This is a genomic window from Facklamia miroungae, from assembly GCF_012396555.1.
In the GTDB taxonomy this organism is placed as follows: domain Bacteria; phylum Bacillota; class Bacilli; order Lactobacillales; family Aerococcaceae; genus Facklamia; species Facklamia miroungae.
Window position 1 is genome coordinate 38,152 of sequence record NZ_JAAXPS010000009.1, and the last position, 14,583, is coordinate 52,734.

Annotated in this window: 15 protein-coding genes; 14 read left to right on the forward strand and 1 reads right to left on the reverse strand. The window is 33.5% G+C overall.

The window, feature by feature from the left end:
• The first annotated feature begins 2 nt into the window (after window positions 1–2).
• From ulaA to HF969_RS08135, 9 genes are all read left to right on the forward strand, one after another.
• The gene (ulaA, locus tag HF969_RS08095; protein WP_210727914.1) at window positions 3–1,340 is read left to right on the forward strand and encodes a PTS ascorbate transporter subunit IIC; all 1,338 of its coding nucleotides are present in this window, start codon (window positions 3–5) and stop codon (window positions 1,338–1,340) included.
• Window positions 1,341–1,653: 313 nt separating this feature from the next.
• A complete protein-coding gene (locus HF969_RS08100) occupies window positions 1,654–3,600 on the forward strand; it encodes a BglG family transcription antiterminator (protein WP_090290279.1) in 1,947 nt (648 codons plus the stop codon).
• Entirely contained in the window at window positions 3,587–4,054 is a 468-nt protein-coding gene (locus HF969_RS08105) for a PTS sugar transporter subunit IIA (protein WP_090290280.1), read from the forward strand. Before HF969_RS08100 ends, HF969_RS08105 begins: the two co-directional genes overlap by 14 nt.
• 14 nt (window positions 4,055–4,068) lie before the next feature.
• Entirely contained in the window at window positions 4,069–5,400 is a 1,332-nt protein-coding gene (locus HF969_RS08110) for a PTS galactitol transporter subunit IIC (RefSeq protein WP_090290281.1), read from the forward strand.
• 18 nt (window positions 5,401–5,418) lie between these two features.
• Window positions 5,419–5,703, forward strand: a complete 285-nt coding sequence (locus HF969_RS08115) for a PTS sugar transporter subunit IIB (protein ID WP_090290282.1) — start codon at window positions 5,419–5,421, stop codon at window positions 5,701–5,703.
• Window position 5,704: 1 nt separating this feature from the next.
• Window positions 5,705–6,538: a class II fructose-bisphosphate aldolase gene (locus tag HF969_RS08120; protein WP_090290283.1), complete on the forward strand. Its 834-nt coding sequence runs from the start codon at window positions 5,705–5,707 to the stop codon at window positions 6,536–6,538.
• 8 nt (window positions 6,539–6,546) lie between these two features.
• Window positions 6,547–7,236: a triose-phosphate isomerase gene (locus HF969_RS08125; protein WP_090290284.1), complete on the forward strand. Its 690-nt coding sequence runs from the start codon at window positions 6,547–6,549 to the stop codon at window positions 7,234–7,236.
• Between the two features lie 3 nt (window positions 7,237–7,239).
• Window positions 7,240–7,761 carry a YjbQ family protein gene (locus tag HF969_RS08130; protein WP_090290285.1) on the forward strand — a complete coding sequence of 174 codons (522 nt, stop codon included), beginning with the start codon at window positions 7,240–7,242 and terminating at the stop codon, window positions 7,759–7,761.
• A 138-nt stretch (window positions 7,762–7,899) separates the two neighbouring features.
• Window positions 7,900–8,130 (forward strand): PF20097 family protein, encoded by a 231-nt coding sequence (locus tag HF969_RS08135; RefSeq protein ID WP_090290286.1) that lies wholly within the window; start codon window positions 7,900–7,902, stop codon window positions 8,128–8,130.
• Between the two features lie 361 nt (window positions 8,131–8,491).
• On the opposite strand, the gene HF969_RS08140 is transcribed toward HF969_RS08135, so the two are convergent.
• Window positions 8,492–8,695: a hypothetical protein gene (locus tag HF969_RS08140; protein WP_090290287.1), complete on the reverse strand. Its 204-nt coding sequence runs from the start codon at window positions 8,693–8,695 to the stop codon at window positions 8,492–8,494.
• Window positions 8,696–9,308: 613 nt separating this feature from the next.
• On the opposite strand from HF969_RS08140, the gene HF969_RS08145 reads away from it, so the two are divergent.
• The 5 genes from HF969_RS08145 to HF969_RS08165 all read left to right on the forward strand — a co-directional run bounded on the left by HF969_RS08145 (window position 9,309) and on the right by HF969_RS08165 (window position 14,581).
• On the forward strand, window positions 9,309–10,229 hold the full coding sequence (locus HF969_RS08145) for an ABC transporter permease (protein ID WP_090290288.1): 921 nt from the start codon (window positions 9,309–9,311) through the stop codon (window positions 10,227–10,229).
• Between the two features lie 11 nt (window positions 10,230–10,240).
• The gene (locus HF969_RS08150; protein WP_090290289.1) at window positions 10,241–11,122 is read left to right on the forward strand and encodes a carbohydrate ABC transporter permease; all 882 of its coding nucleotides are present in this window, start codon (window positions 10,241–10,243) and stop codon (window positions 11,120–11,122) included.
• A 119-nt stretch (window positions 11,123–11,241) separates the two neighbouring features.
• Window positions 11,242–12,882 carry a type 2 periplasmic-binding domain-containing protein gene (locus HF969_RS08155; RefSeq protein WP_090290290.1) on the forward strand — a complete coding sequence of 547 codons (1,641 nt, stop codon included), beginning with the start codon at window positions 11,242–11,244 and terminating at the stop codon, window positions 12,880–12,882.
• A 35-nt stretch (window positions 12,883–12,917) separates the two neighbouring features.
• Window positions 12,918–13,541: a DUF624 domain-containing protein gene (locus HF969_RS08160; RefSeq protein WP_090290291.1), complete on the forward strand. Its 624-nt coding sequence runs from the start codon at window positions 12,918–12,920 to the stop codon at window positions 13,539–13,541.
• A 245-nt stretch (window positions 13,542–13,786) separates the two neighbouring features.
• Complete coding sequence (locus tag HF969_RS08165; protein WP_168427193.1) at window positions 13,787–14,581, forward strand: MurR/RpiR family transcriptional regulator; 795 nt, start codon at window positions 13,787–13,789, stop codon at window positions 14,579–14,581.
• Window positions 14,582–14,583: the final 2 nt, after the last annotated feature.

Genomic DNA, 14,583 nt, shown 5'->3' on the forward strand with positions numbered 1-14,583 from the left:
AAATGATGAATTTCATATACAGTTTTTTTAATCAGCCGGCAATTATTATTGGTTTGATTGCATTAATCGGTTTAATCGCACAAAAGGCTTCATTCAGTAAAATTTTAACGGGAACAACCAAAACCATAATTGGCTTTCTAATTATGTCTTTAGGTGGTGGTATTATTGCTGGATCACTTGAAACATTATCACCTGCCTTTGAAAATGCATTTAATGTGCAAGGTGTTATTCCCAATAATGAAGCGGTCATTGGTCTTGCCCAAGATCTTTTAGGGACTGAAATGACCATTATTATGGGATTAGGTTTTGTCTTTAATATTATTCTGGCCCGTTTTACGAAATATAAATATATCTTTTTAACTGGTCACCATGTCTTATTTATGGCTGCCCTTGTTACAGCTGTTCTAGGTACGGCTGGTTTTAAAGGGATAGAATTAATTTTAATTGGCTCATTCTTATTAGGAAGCGCAATGGTATTATCACCGGCAATTGTACAGCCTTTCTATCGTAAAGTTACCGGAAGTGATGATATTGCTATGGGTCACTTCAATGCAGTCTCTTATTCCCTTACAGCTCTCATTGCTCGATATGTAGGAGACGAAGAGAAGTCAACAGAAGATATCAATGTGCCTGATAAATTCGGCTTTTTCCGCGATAGTACGATTACCACAGCGATTGTGATGGTCGTTATTTATCTCGTTGTTTTCTTAGCCGCTGATTCGACATTAGTGACTGAATTAGCAGGAGGAGATAACTATATTATGTATGCGATCGTACAAGGCCTAACATTTACAGCTGGTTTTGTAATCGTTCTGCAAGGGGTTAGGATGATGTTGGCTGAAATTATTCCAGCTTTCCAAGGTATTTCAGAAAGAATTGTACCTGATGCCACACCAGCACTTGATGTTCCAGCCATATTCCCCTATGGTCAAAACGCTGTAATTATTGGTTTCTTTGCAGCTTTAGTTGGAGGCTTTGCAGCATTTCTAGTTTTACCATTTACTAATTTGCCACTGATTATCCCTGGTTTAATTCCTCTTTTCTTCGTTGGAGCAGGGTCTGGTGTCTTAAATAATGGTCAAGGAGGTCTGCGCGGAACAATTATTGGCGGATTTGTTAATGGTGTTTCACTTATCCTATTACCAGCCTTAATGTTACCTTTATTAGGTGATTTAGGATTTGCCAATACTACCTTTGGAGATACGGACTTTGCAACAGTAGGGATTATACTCGGCTACTTGTCTCAATTATTTGGTAAAGTGGGAATCTATGGGTTGGTTATTTTACTTCTTGCACTCTTTGGTTACTCAGCTTCCAAACCCGCAAAAGTATCTAATTAATGGGAATATAATAATTTAAAAATAAAAAATTATTGAAATATTCCTATAATGGTGTATTCAATTTCAGCTTTTACGATATTGTAATTTATGAAATATTTAATAATTAAAATTTATAGATCAAGAATAAAAGATTGCTTGTTAAACTTACTCTAAGAAAACCCCACCTTCTATCAAAAGGTGGGGTTTTTGATGCTTAAAAAAGGCAGTAATTACTACTTCCACATTAATGTGGAAGTAATCCGATTCCAAAAATAAAAACGCTTACGGTATAATTAATATAAAGAATAGATCCATTTATAAAGGAGGTGAAAAGTTGAATAATAGACAGATAATGATTCTTAAGACCCTTCGTTCAAAATCTGAACATATTGCAGCTAAAGATCTAGCAGCGGTTTATAATGTATCCACTAAAACCATTTATAACGATATCGATTCAATAAATGCTTTCATAAGTAAGTTTAATATCACAATCGAAAAAACACCTCGAAAAGGTATCATAATAAATGATAATAATAAATTCCAAAAATTAGCTTCCGTATTAAACGATTTAGAAAACAGTAAAGCATTTGATCCTCAAGTAGAAGATCGCGAAGAATATTTGTTTAAAGAGCTATTTATCAACCGACATAAATTGAATATTACTAGTTATGAAGACAATGCATATATCAGTGAAGGGTCAGCGAGAAGAGATATCAAAAAATTCGAAAAACTATTAGCCAAAGCAAAATTGTCTTTCCATAGAGAAAATGGCCTTTTTTCACTAATGGGAAATGAATCATATGTAAGAAAATTTACAAAAGACTATCTACATTCTTTAATTGATAGCTCAAATTTTGAAGACATTGAGACACTTTCTCGATTTTTTGATCTCAAAACGATTTTAGACTGTAAAAATGTCATTATTCAATTGGGTAAAAAGTATAATTACGATCTCAGTCAACGCTATTTCAATACCCTGTTAATTGATTTACTCGTTCAAATAAACATGATTCAAATCGGATATTTTCTTGAACCCTCTAAAAACAGTTTAAGTTTTGATATGAATCACTTTGAAGTATTTTTTTATGCTCGGGAAGTTTTAACTCAGCTTTTAAAAACAAAAGAAGAGATACCTAGTGCAGAAATTGAGGCCTTATCTTTTACCTTATTAGCAGTTGGGTTCAAGATTAATAATATTGATTACAATACAAGGTTAAACAAAAGTGTCGAATCACTTATTCAAAAAGTTTCAAAAATTTTAGACATTGATTTATCCCATGACCTTCACTTAAGAGACATGTTGATCAGCCATATTGGGCCAATGATTTTTAGATTGCAAAAGTCAATTTCAGTCAATAATCCTGTCGTAGAAGAAGTGAAAAAAGAATACAGTGTGCTTTATAACATTGTCTGGCTTTCAGTTCGAGAGCTGACCGAAGCATTTAATATCAAAATGACAGATGATGAAGCAGCTTTTCTGGCCATTCATTTCCAAATTGCGGTTGAAAAAATCCATAAACCCATGAATATCTTAGTCATATGTCCCCACGGTATTGCTACTTCTGAATTACTCATTAGTAAGTTAAAACGAGTCATTTCAGACACTGATAAAATTGTTAAAGCAGATTATGAAGATTTAGATCGTGCTAAATTATCTAATATTGATTTCATTGTCTCATCCGTTAAGTTAAACGAGGTGAGTATACCTGTATTCGAAGTGAGTCCTGTCATTACGGCACAAGAAATGAATCTGATTCAATCATTTTATTACAAGAGCTTAAATAATAATCGATTGGCAAAATTTGGGGAAAGATCAGAATTAAAAAACAACCTGATTCGAGAACTTATTGGGGAGAACATTCTCATCCATTCAAAATCCAAAACCATGGAAGCCATTTATGAAGATATGACGAAAATTGCTCATGAAGAAAACCTTAATAATCCCTTATTTATAGAATCCATTAAAAAAAGAGAAAGCATGGGCAGTACGGGGGTATATACAGGAATCTCCTTACCCCATTGTGATCCTAAGCAAGTCACTAAATCTCAATTAGGTGTCATTACTTTAGAACAGCCCATGTTATGGGGTAAGAATTTAATCAAGGTCGTTTTTTTAATTGCGATCGCAGAAGAAGATATAGAAAGCACCAAACAAATCCTAATCAATTTATATCGGAAAATAGAATATAAAAATTATATTGAAGAATTATGGAAGGCAAGTACAGCTGAAGAATTGGTATTTACATTGATTAATTGGAGGGAAGACGATGTTAGAAAATAAAATTGTTCGTTTAAAGGTCAAAAACTTAAATACAAAAGAGGAGGTCTTAAATAATTTATCGCAACGTTTAATTGAAGAAGGAGTCGTTAAGCCCTCCTTTAAGCAGGCTATTTTAGAACGAGAAGAAACTTATCCAACCGGTTTACAGTTTGAAGACTATAGTATTGCTCTACCTCATACTGAGAGTGAACACGTTATTCAATCCCAAATTGCCATTATGACACTCGATAAGCCCGTAACTTTTTACGAAATGGCGACAGCGGATAAAGAAATTGAAGTTAAAACAGTGTTTATGTTAGCGCTCAAAGACAGTCAGCAACACTTAGCTATTTTGCAGAAAGTAATGGAATTGCTTCAAAATAAAGAAGTGATGAAAAAAATCGAAAGTTTTGATGATGCACCAGGTAATGTCGATCAAATCATTAAATTATTAAGTGACTATGGATTAAATTAAAAGGAGGAAATAAGATGTTAGAACTTTTTCAAAAATTCGTTGATTTAGGCGCAATTGTAGTCTTGCCAATCTTGATTTTTATTTTTGGTATGGTACTGGGAACACACCCTAAAAAGGCCTTTACCTCAGGTATTATTGTTGGGATTGGTTTTGTTGGATTAAATATGGTGATCGATTTACTCGGGGGTAGTTTAGGCCCAGCTGCCCAACACATGGTTGAAAGATTCGGCTTAAACTTAACCACCATTGATGTAGGCTGGCCAGCTGCCGCTGCTATTTCCTATGGTACGGTCTTAGGGAGTTTGGCTATTCCAATCGGGATTGGTGTGAATATATTACTGTTATTTTTAGGACTTACTAAAACATTAATGGTGGATATGTGGAACTTCTGGCATGCAGCCTTTGTGGCTTCGCTGGTTTATGCGATCACGCAAAATTTTGCATTGGGAATTTACGCAACGATCGCTTACTTAACAATGATTTATCTATTAGCTGATATTATTGCACCAAAAATCAAAGAATTCTATGGATATCCAAATATCACATTCCCTCATGGAACTTCAGCTCCAGGTTTCTTGTTTGCTATACCCTTAAACTGGCTTTTTGATCGAATACCAGGATTTAACAAAATCCAAGCGGACCCTGAGACAGTGCAAGAAAAATTTGGTGTTTTTGGTGAAAGTACCGTGGTTGGTTTAGTGATTGGTTTAGTGATTGGATTACTAGCTGGTTATGACCTAGGAGGAGTATTACAATTAGGTGTTAAGACTTCAGCAGTAATGGTATTAATGCCTCGTATGGTTTCGTTATTAATGGAAGGCTTGACTCCAATCTCTGAAGCAGCGAACACTTTTGTTCAAAATCGCTTCCCTGGTAGAGAAGTGAACATTGGTATGGACTCTGCATTGTCAGTTGGTCACTCAGCTGTTCTATCAAGCTCTTTACTTTTAGTACCCATAACTATTTTCCTTGCTGTTATTTTACCGGGCAATACAACCTTACCATTTGGAGACTTGGCAACTATTCCTTTTGTGGTCTGTTTAATGGCAGCTGTTTTTAATGGCAATATTGTTCGGACAGTTGTTGGTGGGAGTATTTATATGGCAACCATTTTATACATCACTTCTTGGGCAGCACCTTTAGTGACAATGGCGGCTAAAGCAGCAAACTTTGATTTAGGAGGTAACGAAAGTATAACCGCAATGGCTGAAGGGGGATTGTGGCCAACATTGCTATTTATTTTATCTGGAAAATATATGCCATGGGTGATGATCAGTGTCATCTTAATTATTAGTTTAGCCGGTTTGTACTATGTCAATAAAGTTAGACCTACTAAAGCGAATTAGGAGAAAGGAATAAGTATTATGAAAAAATTATTAATTATGTGTGGTTCAGGAATTGCTACTTCGACCGTTGTAGCCGGTAAAGTCAAACAATGGCTCAAAGAAAATAACATGGATGATCAAGTACAAATTTATCAATCAAAAATTGCCGAGGAAGTAAATCATATTGATGAATATGATGCGGTGATTTCTACGACTACAGTTCCAGATAAAATCAAGGATAAGGTAATTTTTGGTTTACCCTTGTTAACGAATGTCGGAATTGATGATTTATGGGCTCAATTGAAAGCGGAGTTGGAGAAATAAAATGAGAGTATCCTCTAGCCAACTGCTAAAAAAGGCACAGAATAATCATTATGCTGTTCCTGCCGTTAATTTTATTGACGGATTGACGGCCAATGCCTATTTAGCAGTCGCTGAAAAACTAAATATGCCAATGATTTTAGCTTTTGCTCAAGCGCATAATGAGTGGCTTTCTTTGGAAGAGGCGGCTTGGATCGGTACCCATATTCAAGAAAAAGCCACTGTCCCCATTGTTCTACACTTAGATCATGGTCAGGACATTCACTTCATCCAAAGAGCCATTGATTTAGGCTTTAACTCTGTTATGATCGATGCTTCAACTGAAACTTTTGCTAATAATGTAAAAAGAACCAAAGAAGTTGTCAATTATGCTCATGATCACGGAGTGGATGTTGAAGCAGAGATAGGGTTTGTAGGAGCAAATGAAAATTTAGAAAACCATGAACTGGTTGAGTCGATTTATACAGAAGTTGAAGATGCTATTGAATTCGTTAATCAGACAAAGGTTGATTCCTTGGCTATTTCCATAGGCACAGCTCATGGAATCTATAAAGGAACACCTAAAATTAATTTCAAGCGTTTATCCCAAATAAGAGAAAGAATTGACATACCCCTTGTTCTTCATGGTGGATCCTCGACCGGATATGAAAATCTTAATAGATGTGCACGAGAAGGAATCACTAAAATTAATTTATTTTCGGATATGATCAATGCGGGATTTAATGCAATAAACATGCCTTCTGTAAAAGATTACCCTTCATTAATTATTCAGATGAAGAAGAGTATTGAAAAACAATTAGAGGAGTATTATGCAGTATTTGGCTTAATTGAAAGGTAGGAAAATTAATGAAATTAAAATTAGAGAATCACTTCTTTGTTTTTAATCCAAAATCCTATTTGTTTGGAGATAAGTTAATAGAGTATGCAAAAGTTGCCGATCAAATGGCTAAAAAATATCCGCATATTCAAGTCTTTGTAACGGCTCCTTATGCTGATTTATACAGATTAAATTTAGAAACAGAAAATATAATAGTGACCGCTCAACATTTTGATGGTATTGAACCGGGGCGCGGTATGGGTGCAGTTTTACCTGATTCATTAGCCAATGTCGGAGTGAAAGCTACTTTCTTGAATCACGCAGAACATCCTCTATCATTAGCTGATTTATCAGCTGCCATTAAACGCGCTAAAGAACTTGGCATAATTACAATTGTCTGTGCGGATTCAGTTGAAGAAGCCAAAGCAATAGCGACCTTAGATGTCGATATTCTTTTATGCGAACCGACAGAGTTGATAGGAACAGGTAAGACTAGCGATCGTTCGTATATTGAAAAAACTAATCATGCAATTAAAACAATTAACTCCGAAGTGCTCATTATGCAGGCAGCCGGAGTAAGTACAGCAGAAGATGTCTATCAAATCATTGCTCAAGGGGCTGATGGAACAGGATGCACCAGTGGAATAGTTAAAGCCTCTGATCCTAAACAAATGATCATTGATATGATTGAGGCTGTAAATAAAGGGATTGGAGGGTAATAAATGACTGTCTTTATAAAAGATTATCAAGTAGATACTAAAGCAGACCAAGTGACTTTCGTCGATATCACTAAAGAAGTCAAAGAGACAATCCACTTAAGTGGTGTGCAAAATGGAATTTGTATCGTTTCAACCAGTCACACCACCTGTTCCGTCTTCTTTGAAGAATTCACACACGATAGGGATGAAAATGGAACCGAATTTCTCTTGCTAGATATGGATGAATGTCTGCAAAAAATAGTGCCTAATCATGATCGTGCAGACCGATATCGCTATCCAGGTGAAGAACATTACTGCGAAATTGAATCCTGGCCCGATTTAGAAAAATGGTTACCCGGAGGGGATCGTTCCAACTTGTGGAATGCTGATGCCCATATCAAAGCTTCAATCATTGGCTCAAGTGAGTCTTTAGTGGTTAGGAAGAATGAGTTGTCAGTTGGGATCACTGGGTATGTTTATTTTGTTGACTTTGATCGAACAAGAGAGCGAACTCGAAAGTACACAGTGACAATTATTGGTGAATAAAATTTTGATTCAATAATTAGAGAACTTCAACATTTCTATTTTTGAGTGTTGAAGTTCTTTTTTAACTTTTGGAGACTACTTTATTATTTAATCAGATGGAACAGGTATGTTATAATTTTTTCAAAAGGAGATGATAAAATGCAATGTCCAAAGTGTGGCAATGAAATGTTAAAAGGAAGTTTACTAGGGGACCGTTATGCGATTAAATGGCAACCTGCCGATAAAAAGTTAGTTGGAGGTATTTTTGCTAGAGGGGGCTTTGCTTTAAAAGATGAATCTTCTTTATTTAGTCGGCCTAAAACAGAAGCATATGTTTGCGAGAATTGCGAATTGCTTACCGTTGACTTAAAAACACAAAGAAAAGCCTAGTAATCAGTTTAGAATTATTAAAGACTTGAAATTAGATTTCAAGTTTTTTTAGAATATATTTTTAGGGTTCAACTTTTAAAGAGTGCCCTATAGAAGGTTAAGCTAATAATCCTATCATAAAAAACAAAATCATTTTATGAAAAGTTTCATTATAGTCATAGATAGAATAGACGAGGGTAGTAAAAAGCACTTAAAAAAGAAATTTAAAGAAGGTTACATCTTTATAGAATTTTTTGTAAAATTTCTCTTTTTCATGGGTCAACCTCCTAAATAAAAATGGTTGATGCAAAGAAAATATTTTAAAATCTTTCATTCATTCTTTGAGTTAATACTTTTAATAGTGTTTTTAGCAAAAGTAAATTTAAAATTTAGAAAGATCCAGTTCTTTATCTGAACACTGGCTACAAAGAATCGGAGCGTTTTTCCATTCAAATTCTTTTCGAGGTTTTACTTGAGCCTTAAGATGGCTAGGTGGGAATGCCCATTTAGTCCAACACATTTCACCTGTTTCGATTATTTTATGGCAGTGATCACAATGAAAATTACGGTCGCTCTGATCATACATATTAAATCATCTCCTGATTATTTGAATAAATCATACTTTATAATCAATTGTAATTGATAAATTTATTGTACTATCATTCATATGAATTTTAAAGAAAATTCAGTTACTCCCAGTTTTTTTAGAAAATTGATAATGATTAATTAAATCGTTTGGTATGAATAACATTAAAAAAGGTTTAAAAATTTTTTTAATTTTTTAAGTTACTGCTTTTATATATGAGATAATTTGGATTACTTAGAATTACATTAAATATTTTTTAACTATTTATATGTATGGATATTACCTCACGCTGAATGAGTTACGACTAGTATGAAATCGGTGAATTAGAATTTACCATTCATTCATTTGCTTTTCAACATTTTGAAATTTATAGTATATATTCGAAGTTCCGTAACTTCTACCTAAGAGTAAAATAATGAAGATAAGTCTAATAAAAAAGAGAGCATATTATACAAAAATATGTTATAATTTTTTTAATTTAGTGTAAGCGTTTTTTTAAATTTAATATTATAGTAAAATTTCCACATTCAATCCATCAATTTATTGAATAGCGTTATCAAATATCAATCATGAGAATGTTTAACACTATCAAAACTTCTTAGGAGATAAATTTATGACTCAATTTAAAAAAACTTTTAAAAAATTTAGGTTACAATTTCCACTACAAGTAATGCTTCTTCCAGGTCTTATATATATGTTAATTTTTTGTTATATACCTATATATGGTTTGTTAATTGCTTTTAAACACTATACCGTGATGGATTCTTTTTCCTCTGCGGAGTGGGTAGGCTTAGAAAATTTCAAAATTATTCTTAATGACCCTATCTTCTGGGATGCAGTCCAAAACACATTAGGGATCAGCCTTTTGAAGTTGGCTATTGGTTTTGTTATTCCGATTATATTAGCGATCATGATCTATGAAGTGGTTAATATGAAATTTAAAAAAGTGATCCAAACAATCACTTACTTGCCACATTTTCTTTCTTGGATTATTTTAGGAGGAATGTTGATTAGTTGGCTTTCAACGAATGGCTTGCTTAATCAAATCTTAACAAGTTTAAATATTACTCATAATCATCCAAACTGGTTACTAGATCCGGATAAGTATTGGTTGATAGCTGTTTTATCAGATATATGGAAAAGCTCTGGTTGGGGAACGATCTTGTATTTAGCGGCTATGGCTAGAATTGATCCGAATCTTTATGAAGCAGCTAAGATAGATGGGGCAAATCGGCTTCTTCAAATTAGATATATCACTTTACCAGGTATAAAAAATATTATTAGCTTGAATTTTTTGTTTACGATTAGTGGATTATTAGGTTCAAATTTGGATCAAACTTTAGTACTCATGAATTCTCAAAATCGTTCAAAAGCCGAAGTTATTAATTCCTATGTTTATAAGATGGGAGTTGTTCAAGGTGATTTTTCTTATGCAACAGCAGTCGGTTTAGGGGTTTCGGTTATCTCACTCATTCTACTCTTGATAGGAAATTATGTAACCAAAAAGTTAAATGATGGGCAATCTATTTTATAAGGAGAAGATGAATGAAAACGATAAAAAAATATTTCCATGATGACTATCTTTTTTCTTTTTTCAACTCTATTTTATTGATATTATTCACCATTATTATTGCGGTTCCCGTTTGGAATGTTGTTGCATCATCCTTTGCAACAAGTGAGGTAATAGCTAAAGGAAATTATATCTTATTTCCTCAAGAACTAACCCTCAATAATTATCGAGCGGTCCTAAAAGACGAGACGATTTTCCGAGCGTTTATAATATCTATCTTAAAAACGATTATTGGAATGTTCACTCACGTGTTCTTTACCGCACTATTTGCTTATCCTCTTAGTAAACACTATTTAAAAGGAAAAAGTATTTATAAATCAATCGGAATAGGAACAATGTTCTTTTCAGGTGGCTTGGTACCGACTTATCTATTGATTCGTAGCTTAGGTTTACTGGATTCCTTTTGGGTCTATATAATTCCATCCATGTTTACCTATTATGCGGCGATTATTCTTATGAATTTCTATCGCGATATACCAGCTTCTCTTGAAGAGTCTGCCATGTTAGATGGAGCGAGTCATTGGCAGATTTTTTCTAAAATTTATCTTCCTCTTTCAAAACCTGCCTTAGCTACAATTGGAATGTGGCATGCTGTCTATCAATGGAATGACTTCTTTACAGCCAAATTATATATTTCACGAGAAGAATTATACCCTTTACAAATGAAATTATATGAAATAATTGTCAATTCGCAAACGCGGTCTTTAAAGGATTTTAGCTTTGACGCGGCTGCTACGACAACGAAAGGGGTTCAATTGGCAACGATTGTCATTACAGCTCTACCGATAGTAATCATTTATCCTTTATTCCAGAAGTATTTTATTTCGGGAGCGATGTCAGGATCGATTAAAGAGTAATAAACTTAAAAAAATTTAAATAAGTAGTATTTGTAATGAGCAAGGTGATACTTAAAGTACAAAAACAAGTTGTTGTCTAATGGAGTCAGTTTAGTGCCTTATAAATTGGAGGAATAAAAATGAAAAAGTTGATATCAATGACTATACTCTGTGTAACCAGTCTAGTATTGGCAGCTTGTGGTAATCAAGCACAAAAGGATTCAAATGATCTTGAGAGTCTACCTGATCTAAATGGTCGGTATGAAATAGATGAAAAGACTCCAGCTTGGAAGTTAGATACAAAAGAAGAGCCAACCAAGTTAACATGGTTTATTGAAAATGCTGGATTTAATGATAGTCCTTGGGGAGAAGACATTGTCACGCGAAAGATTAAAGAGGATTTAAATTTAGATATTGAAATCATAGCAGGTGACGAGCAGGCATTAAATACCTTTTTCGCTAGTGATAATATCCCTGACATTATTTCATTGTATGATGGAGGAAAGTCAAAACTATCTAAAAGTGCACAGAAGTGGTCTTTACCTTTGAATAAATTAGCTGAAAAATATGATCCTTATTTCTTTGAAGTAACGTCTGAAGATACTCTCAAATGGTACAAAATGGATGATGGAAATACCTATGGTTACGCAAGTTTCTCAAATACTGAAGAGGATTTACTCAGTGGTGTTATTCCTTCTCATAATGCTTTTGTGGTTAGAGGAGACGTGCTTAAAGAAATACCAGATTTAGACTTCACTACGCCTTCGGAATTTGAGCGATCATTAGAAAAAATCAATCAAAAGTTTCCAGAGTTAATTCCTCTTGGTTTTGGTGAAATGAAAAATCATTTAGGATCGATAGGAGGTGCACTTCAGGACATGATTGGTGTGCCATGGGTTGATGAAGAAAATAATTATTATGATCGGAATATGGACGAAGAATACTTGAAATGGATTGATGTTTTAAGAGAAGCGCATAAAAATGGCTTTATCAGTGATGATAGTTTTGCTGACGATTACGATACCGTTTTAGAAAAGATAAAAATAGGCAAATATGCAGCAATGTTTGTGCAAGGGACACATGCTTACCAGCCCTCTTTCCAGGGACTAATGGATAAAGCTCCAGAATCTGCCTATAAACCTGTTGATGCTTTCCAAAGCGACAAATATGACGGGCCTGCTTTATCGCAAGGCGGGTTATCCGGCTATACAACAACTTATATTACCAAAGAAAATAAGGATCCAGCCAAATCAATTCAGTTCTTCACTTATATGATTAGTGAAGAGGGAGCCGTTACCGTTAATTTTGGTGTTAAAGATGAGTCGTTTTATGAAGACGAGGTAGGTTATTACCACTTAAACGATAAGTACCAAAAAATGAAAAATGATGACTTAGATGCCTTTAAAGAGAAGACGCGTATCGGAGAAATTCCATTCTTTGGCCACGACAATGGGAATGCTGTGAAATATCAAGACCCTGAAGATATTGGTTGGGTCAAAGCGATACTACCCTTCCAAGAATGGGGGAAAGGGAAGTTGGTTCCAAAATTTGAAATAGATGGAATCGATCCCGATCACGGTACAGTGGAAGCAAGAAACCTTACTGCCATTAATGATGAGTTTACGACCACAATCATAAGTGCTATTCGATCAGAAGATAAAGAAACATTCGACCAAAAGATTGCTGATTTCAAGAAGTTTAGACGAGAACATGGCTGGGAAGATATCGTTAAAGTCTTTAATCAAAAAATACAAGGAAACATGGAGCGATTGAAAGACTAAACCAATCTATAGTAATAGATGAAAAGAGGAAAAATATGAAAGAAGAAGTATGGTTCAAAACGAAAATTTATCAACTGTTCATGTTGATTTCAAATTTAGTTATTCTTAATCTTCTTTTTATTCTTTCTCTTTTGCCAATTGTCACAATCGGAGCAGCGCATATCGCCCTATATGCCTCTGTTAAAGGTTTAGCAAAAGATAATTTTGCACAAGTAATTGATGTCTATATTCATTCTTTTAAAGCGTATTTTAAAAAAGGAACAAAATTATTTGCTTTTAGTTTTATATTTCTTCTAATGCTAATTAGTCTTATCAATATTATGGTTATAAATCGACTCACATTTATGACTTTCCTATTATTATTTCTATTTTCGAATTTTTTATTGATAATAATAATTATCTTTCCTTTATCACTATTCGTGGAGGGCAATTTAAAACAATTATTAGCCAAAACGCTTTTATTTTTGCAATATGAGCTAATATTAAGCATTTTCATCTTTCTAATGAATTGTCTATTTTTTATTGTATTGCCACTATATATGCCAAGACTATTGATTTTCCATCTACTAATAGGTTTTTCTAGTTTAGCATTGGTGCAACTAAAATTAATAAAGATTCGTTTAGAAAATAGTAGACCATTAAAAATTTTCTTTAATTGATTAATTTAGTAAAAGCTTTTGAGGGACCTCTTGTAAGTGGAAGGAATTTTAGTTTTTACAAACTTACAGATAAGGGGTCTCTTTCTTATGGATATCAGGGGATATCATAAGTAATTTTCCTTACAAAAATTGGTGATATTGCTATAAAGTAGGATCAATTTCCTTACTATGTAATTTGTAAAGATGATTTATTTAAATACATGATCAAAATATTCCCTTTGATAAGACAACGAGAAGGAGTAAAAATGAAAAACTTTAAAAATCAGTTAGTAAAGCGAAGTGGAGAACTAAGCGAGTTAGAGAATAAGATTCTTGAATTTCTATTAGATAATTTACAAGTAATCAATGATTTATCAATCGAAGATATTGCTCAAGAACTTTATGTTTCAACAGCCTCTATTTCAAGAACCACCAAAAAGCTAGGCTTCGAAGGTTATAGAGAGTTCAAATTCTTTGTCAATCAAACTATTGAAACTAATGATTATATGTTTGATATTAAAAGAAAAGAAGCAAATGAATTGTTATATAAAAAGCATCTTCACGAGGAAATTGAAAATGTATTTAAACACATTGATAGAGAACGAATTATTACAGCCGCAAATATGATCCATCAAGCTAATTCAATTGAAATAATTTCAATGGGAGCTAGCACAAGCGCTGGTAACGATCTTAGTTACAAATTATTAACTCTTAATAAAAAAGCAGCTGCCAGAATTGATTGGGATGAATTGGAAATTATTAGCAAAAACTTAAATCCGAATGATCTAGCCATTTTAATCAGTCTAAGTGGTGAAACAAAAGGAATTTTAAACTATGCTAAAAATTTAGTTTCGAATCGTACACCTGTCCTTTCAATTGTTGGGACAAAAAACTCTACTTTAGAAAAAATAACTAAAAATACAATTATAGCAGTCTCGAAACCAAATTATATTGGAAAAATTGATATGTCTTCCCGTGTACCAATGTTAATTATTATTGATTATATATTGGATATCTATTCAAAACTATATTTGACTGAATCCTCTCACAATAAAATGTAAGA

Bases quoted from the DNA above. Each gene is read 5' to 3' on its own strand.
- HF969_RS08155 (WP_090290290.1), top strand. From the start codon at position 11,242: ATGAAAAAGTTGATATCAATGACTATACTCTGTGTAACCAGTCTAGTA.
- HF969_RS08160 (WP_090290291.1), top strand. From the start codon at position 12,918: ATGAAAGAAGAAGTATGGTTCAAAACGAAAATTTATCAACTGTTCATG.
- HF969_RS08150 (WP_090290289.1), top strand. From the start codon at position 10,241: ATGAAAACGATAAAAAAATATTTCCATGATGACTATCTTTTTTCTTTT.
- HF969_RS08145 (WP_090290288.1), top strand. From the start codon at position 9,309: ATGACTCAATTTAAAAAAACTTTTAAAAAATTTAGGTTACAATTTCCA.
- HF969_RS08110 (WP_090290281.1), top strand. From the start codon at position 4,069: ATGTTAGAACTTTTTCAAAAATTCGTTGATTTAGGCGCAATTGTAGTC.
- HF969_RS08165 (WP_168427193.1), top strand. From the start codon at position 13,787: ATGAAAAACTTTAAAAATCAGTTAGTAAAGCGAAGTGGAGAACTAAGC.
- HF969_RS08125 (WP_090290284.1), top strand. From the start codon at position 6,547: ATGAAATTAAAATTAGAGAATCACTTCTTTGTTTTTAATCCAAAATCC.
- HF969_RS08130 (WP_090290285.1), top strand. From the start codon at position 7,240: ATGACTGTCTTTATAAAAGATTATCAAGTAGATACTAAAGCAGACCAA.
- HF969_RS08115 (WP_090290282.1), top strand. From the start codon at position 5,419: ATGAAAAAATTATTAATTATGTGTGGTTCAGGAATTGCTACTTCGACC.
- HF969_RS08135 (WP_090290286.1), top strand. From the start codon at position 7,900: ATGCAATGTCCAAAGTGTGGCAATGAAATGTTAAAAGGAAGTTTACTA.
- HF969_RS08120 (WP_090290283.1), top strand. From the start codon at position 5,705: ATGAGAGTATCCTCTAGCCAACTGCTAAAAAAGGCACAGAATAATCAT.
- ulaA (WP_210727914.1), top strand. From the start codon at position 3: ATGATGAATTTCATATACAGTTTTTTTAATCAGCCGGCAATTATTATT.
- HF969_RS08105 (WP_090290280.1), top strand. From the start codon at position 3,587: ATGTTAGAAAATAAAATTGTTCGTTTAAAGGTCAAAAACTTAAATACA.
- HF969_RS08140 (WP_090290287.1), bottom strand. From the start codon at position 8,695: ATGTATGATCAGAGCGACCGTAATTTTCATTGTGATCACTGCCATAAA.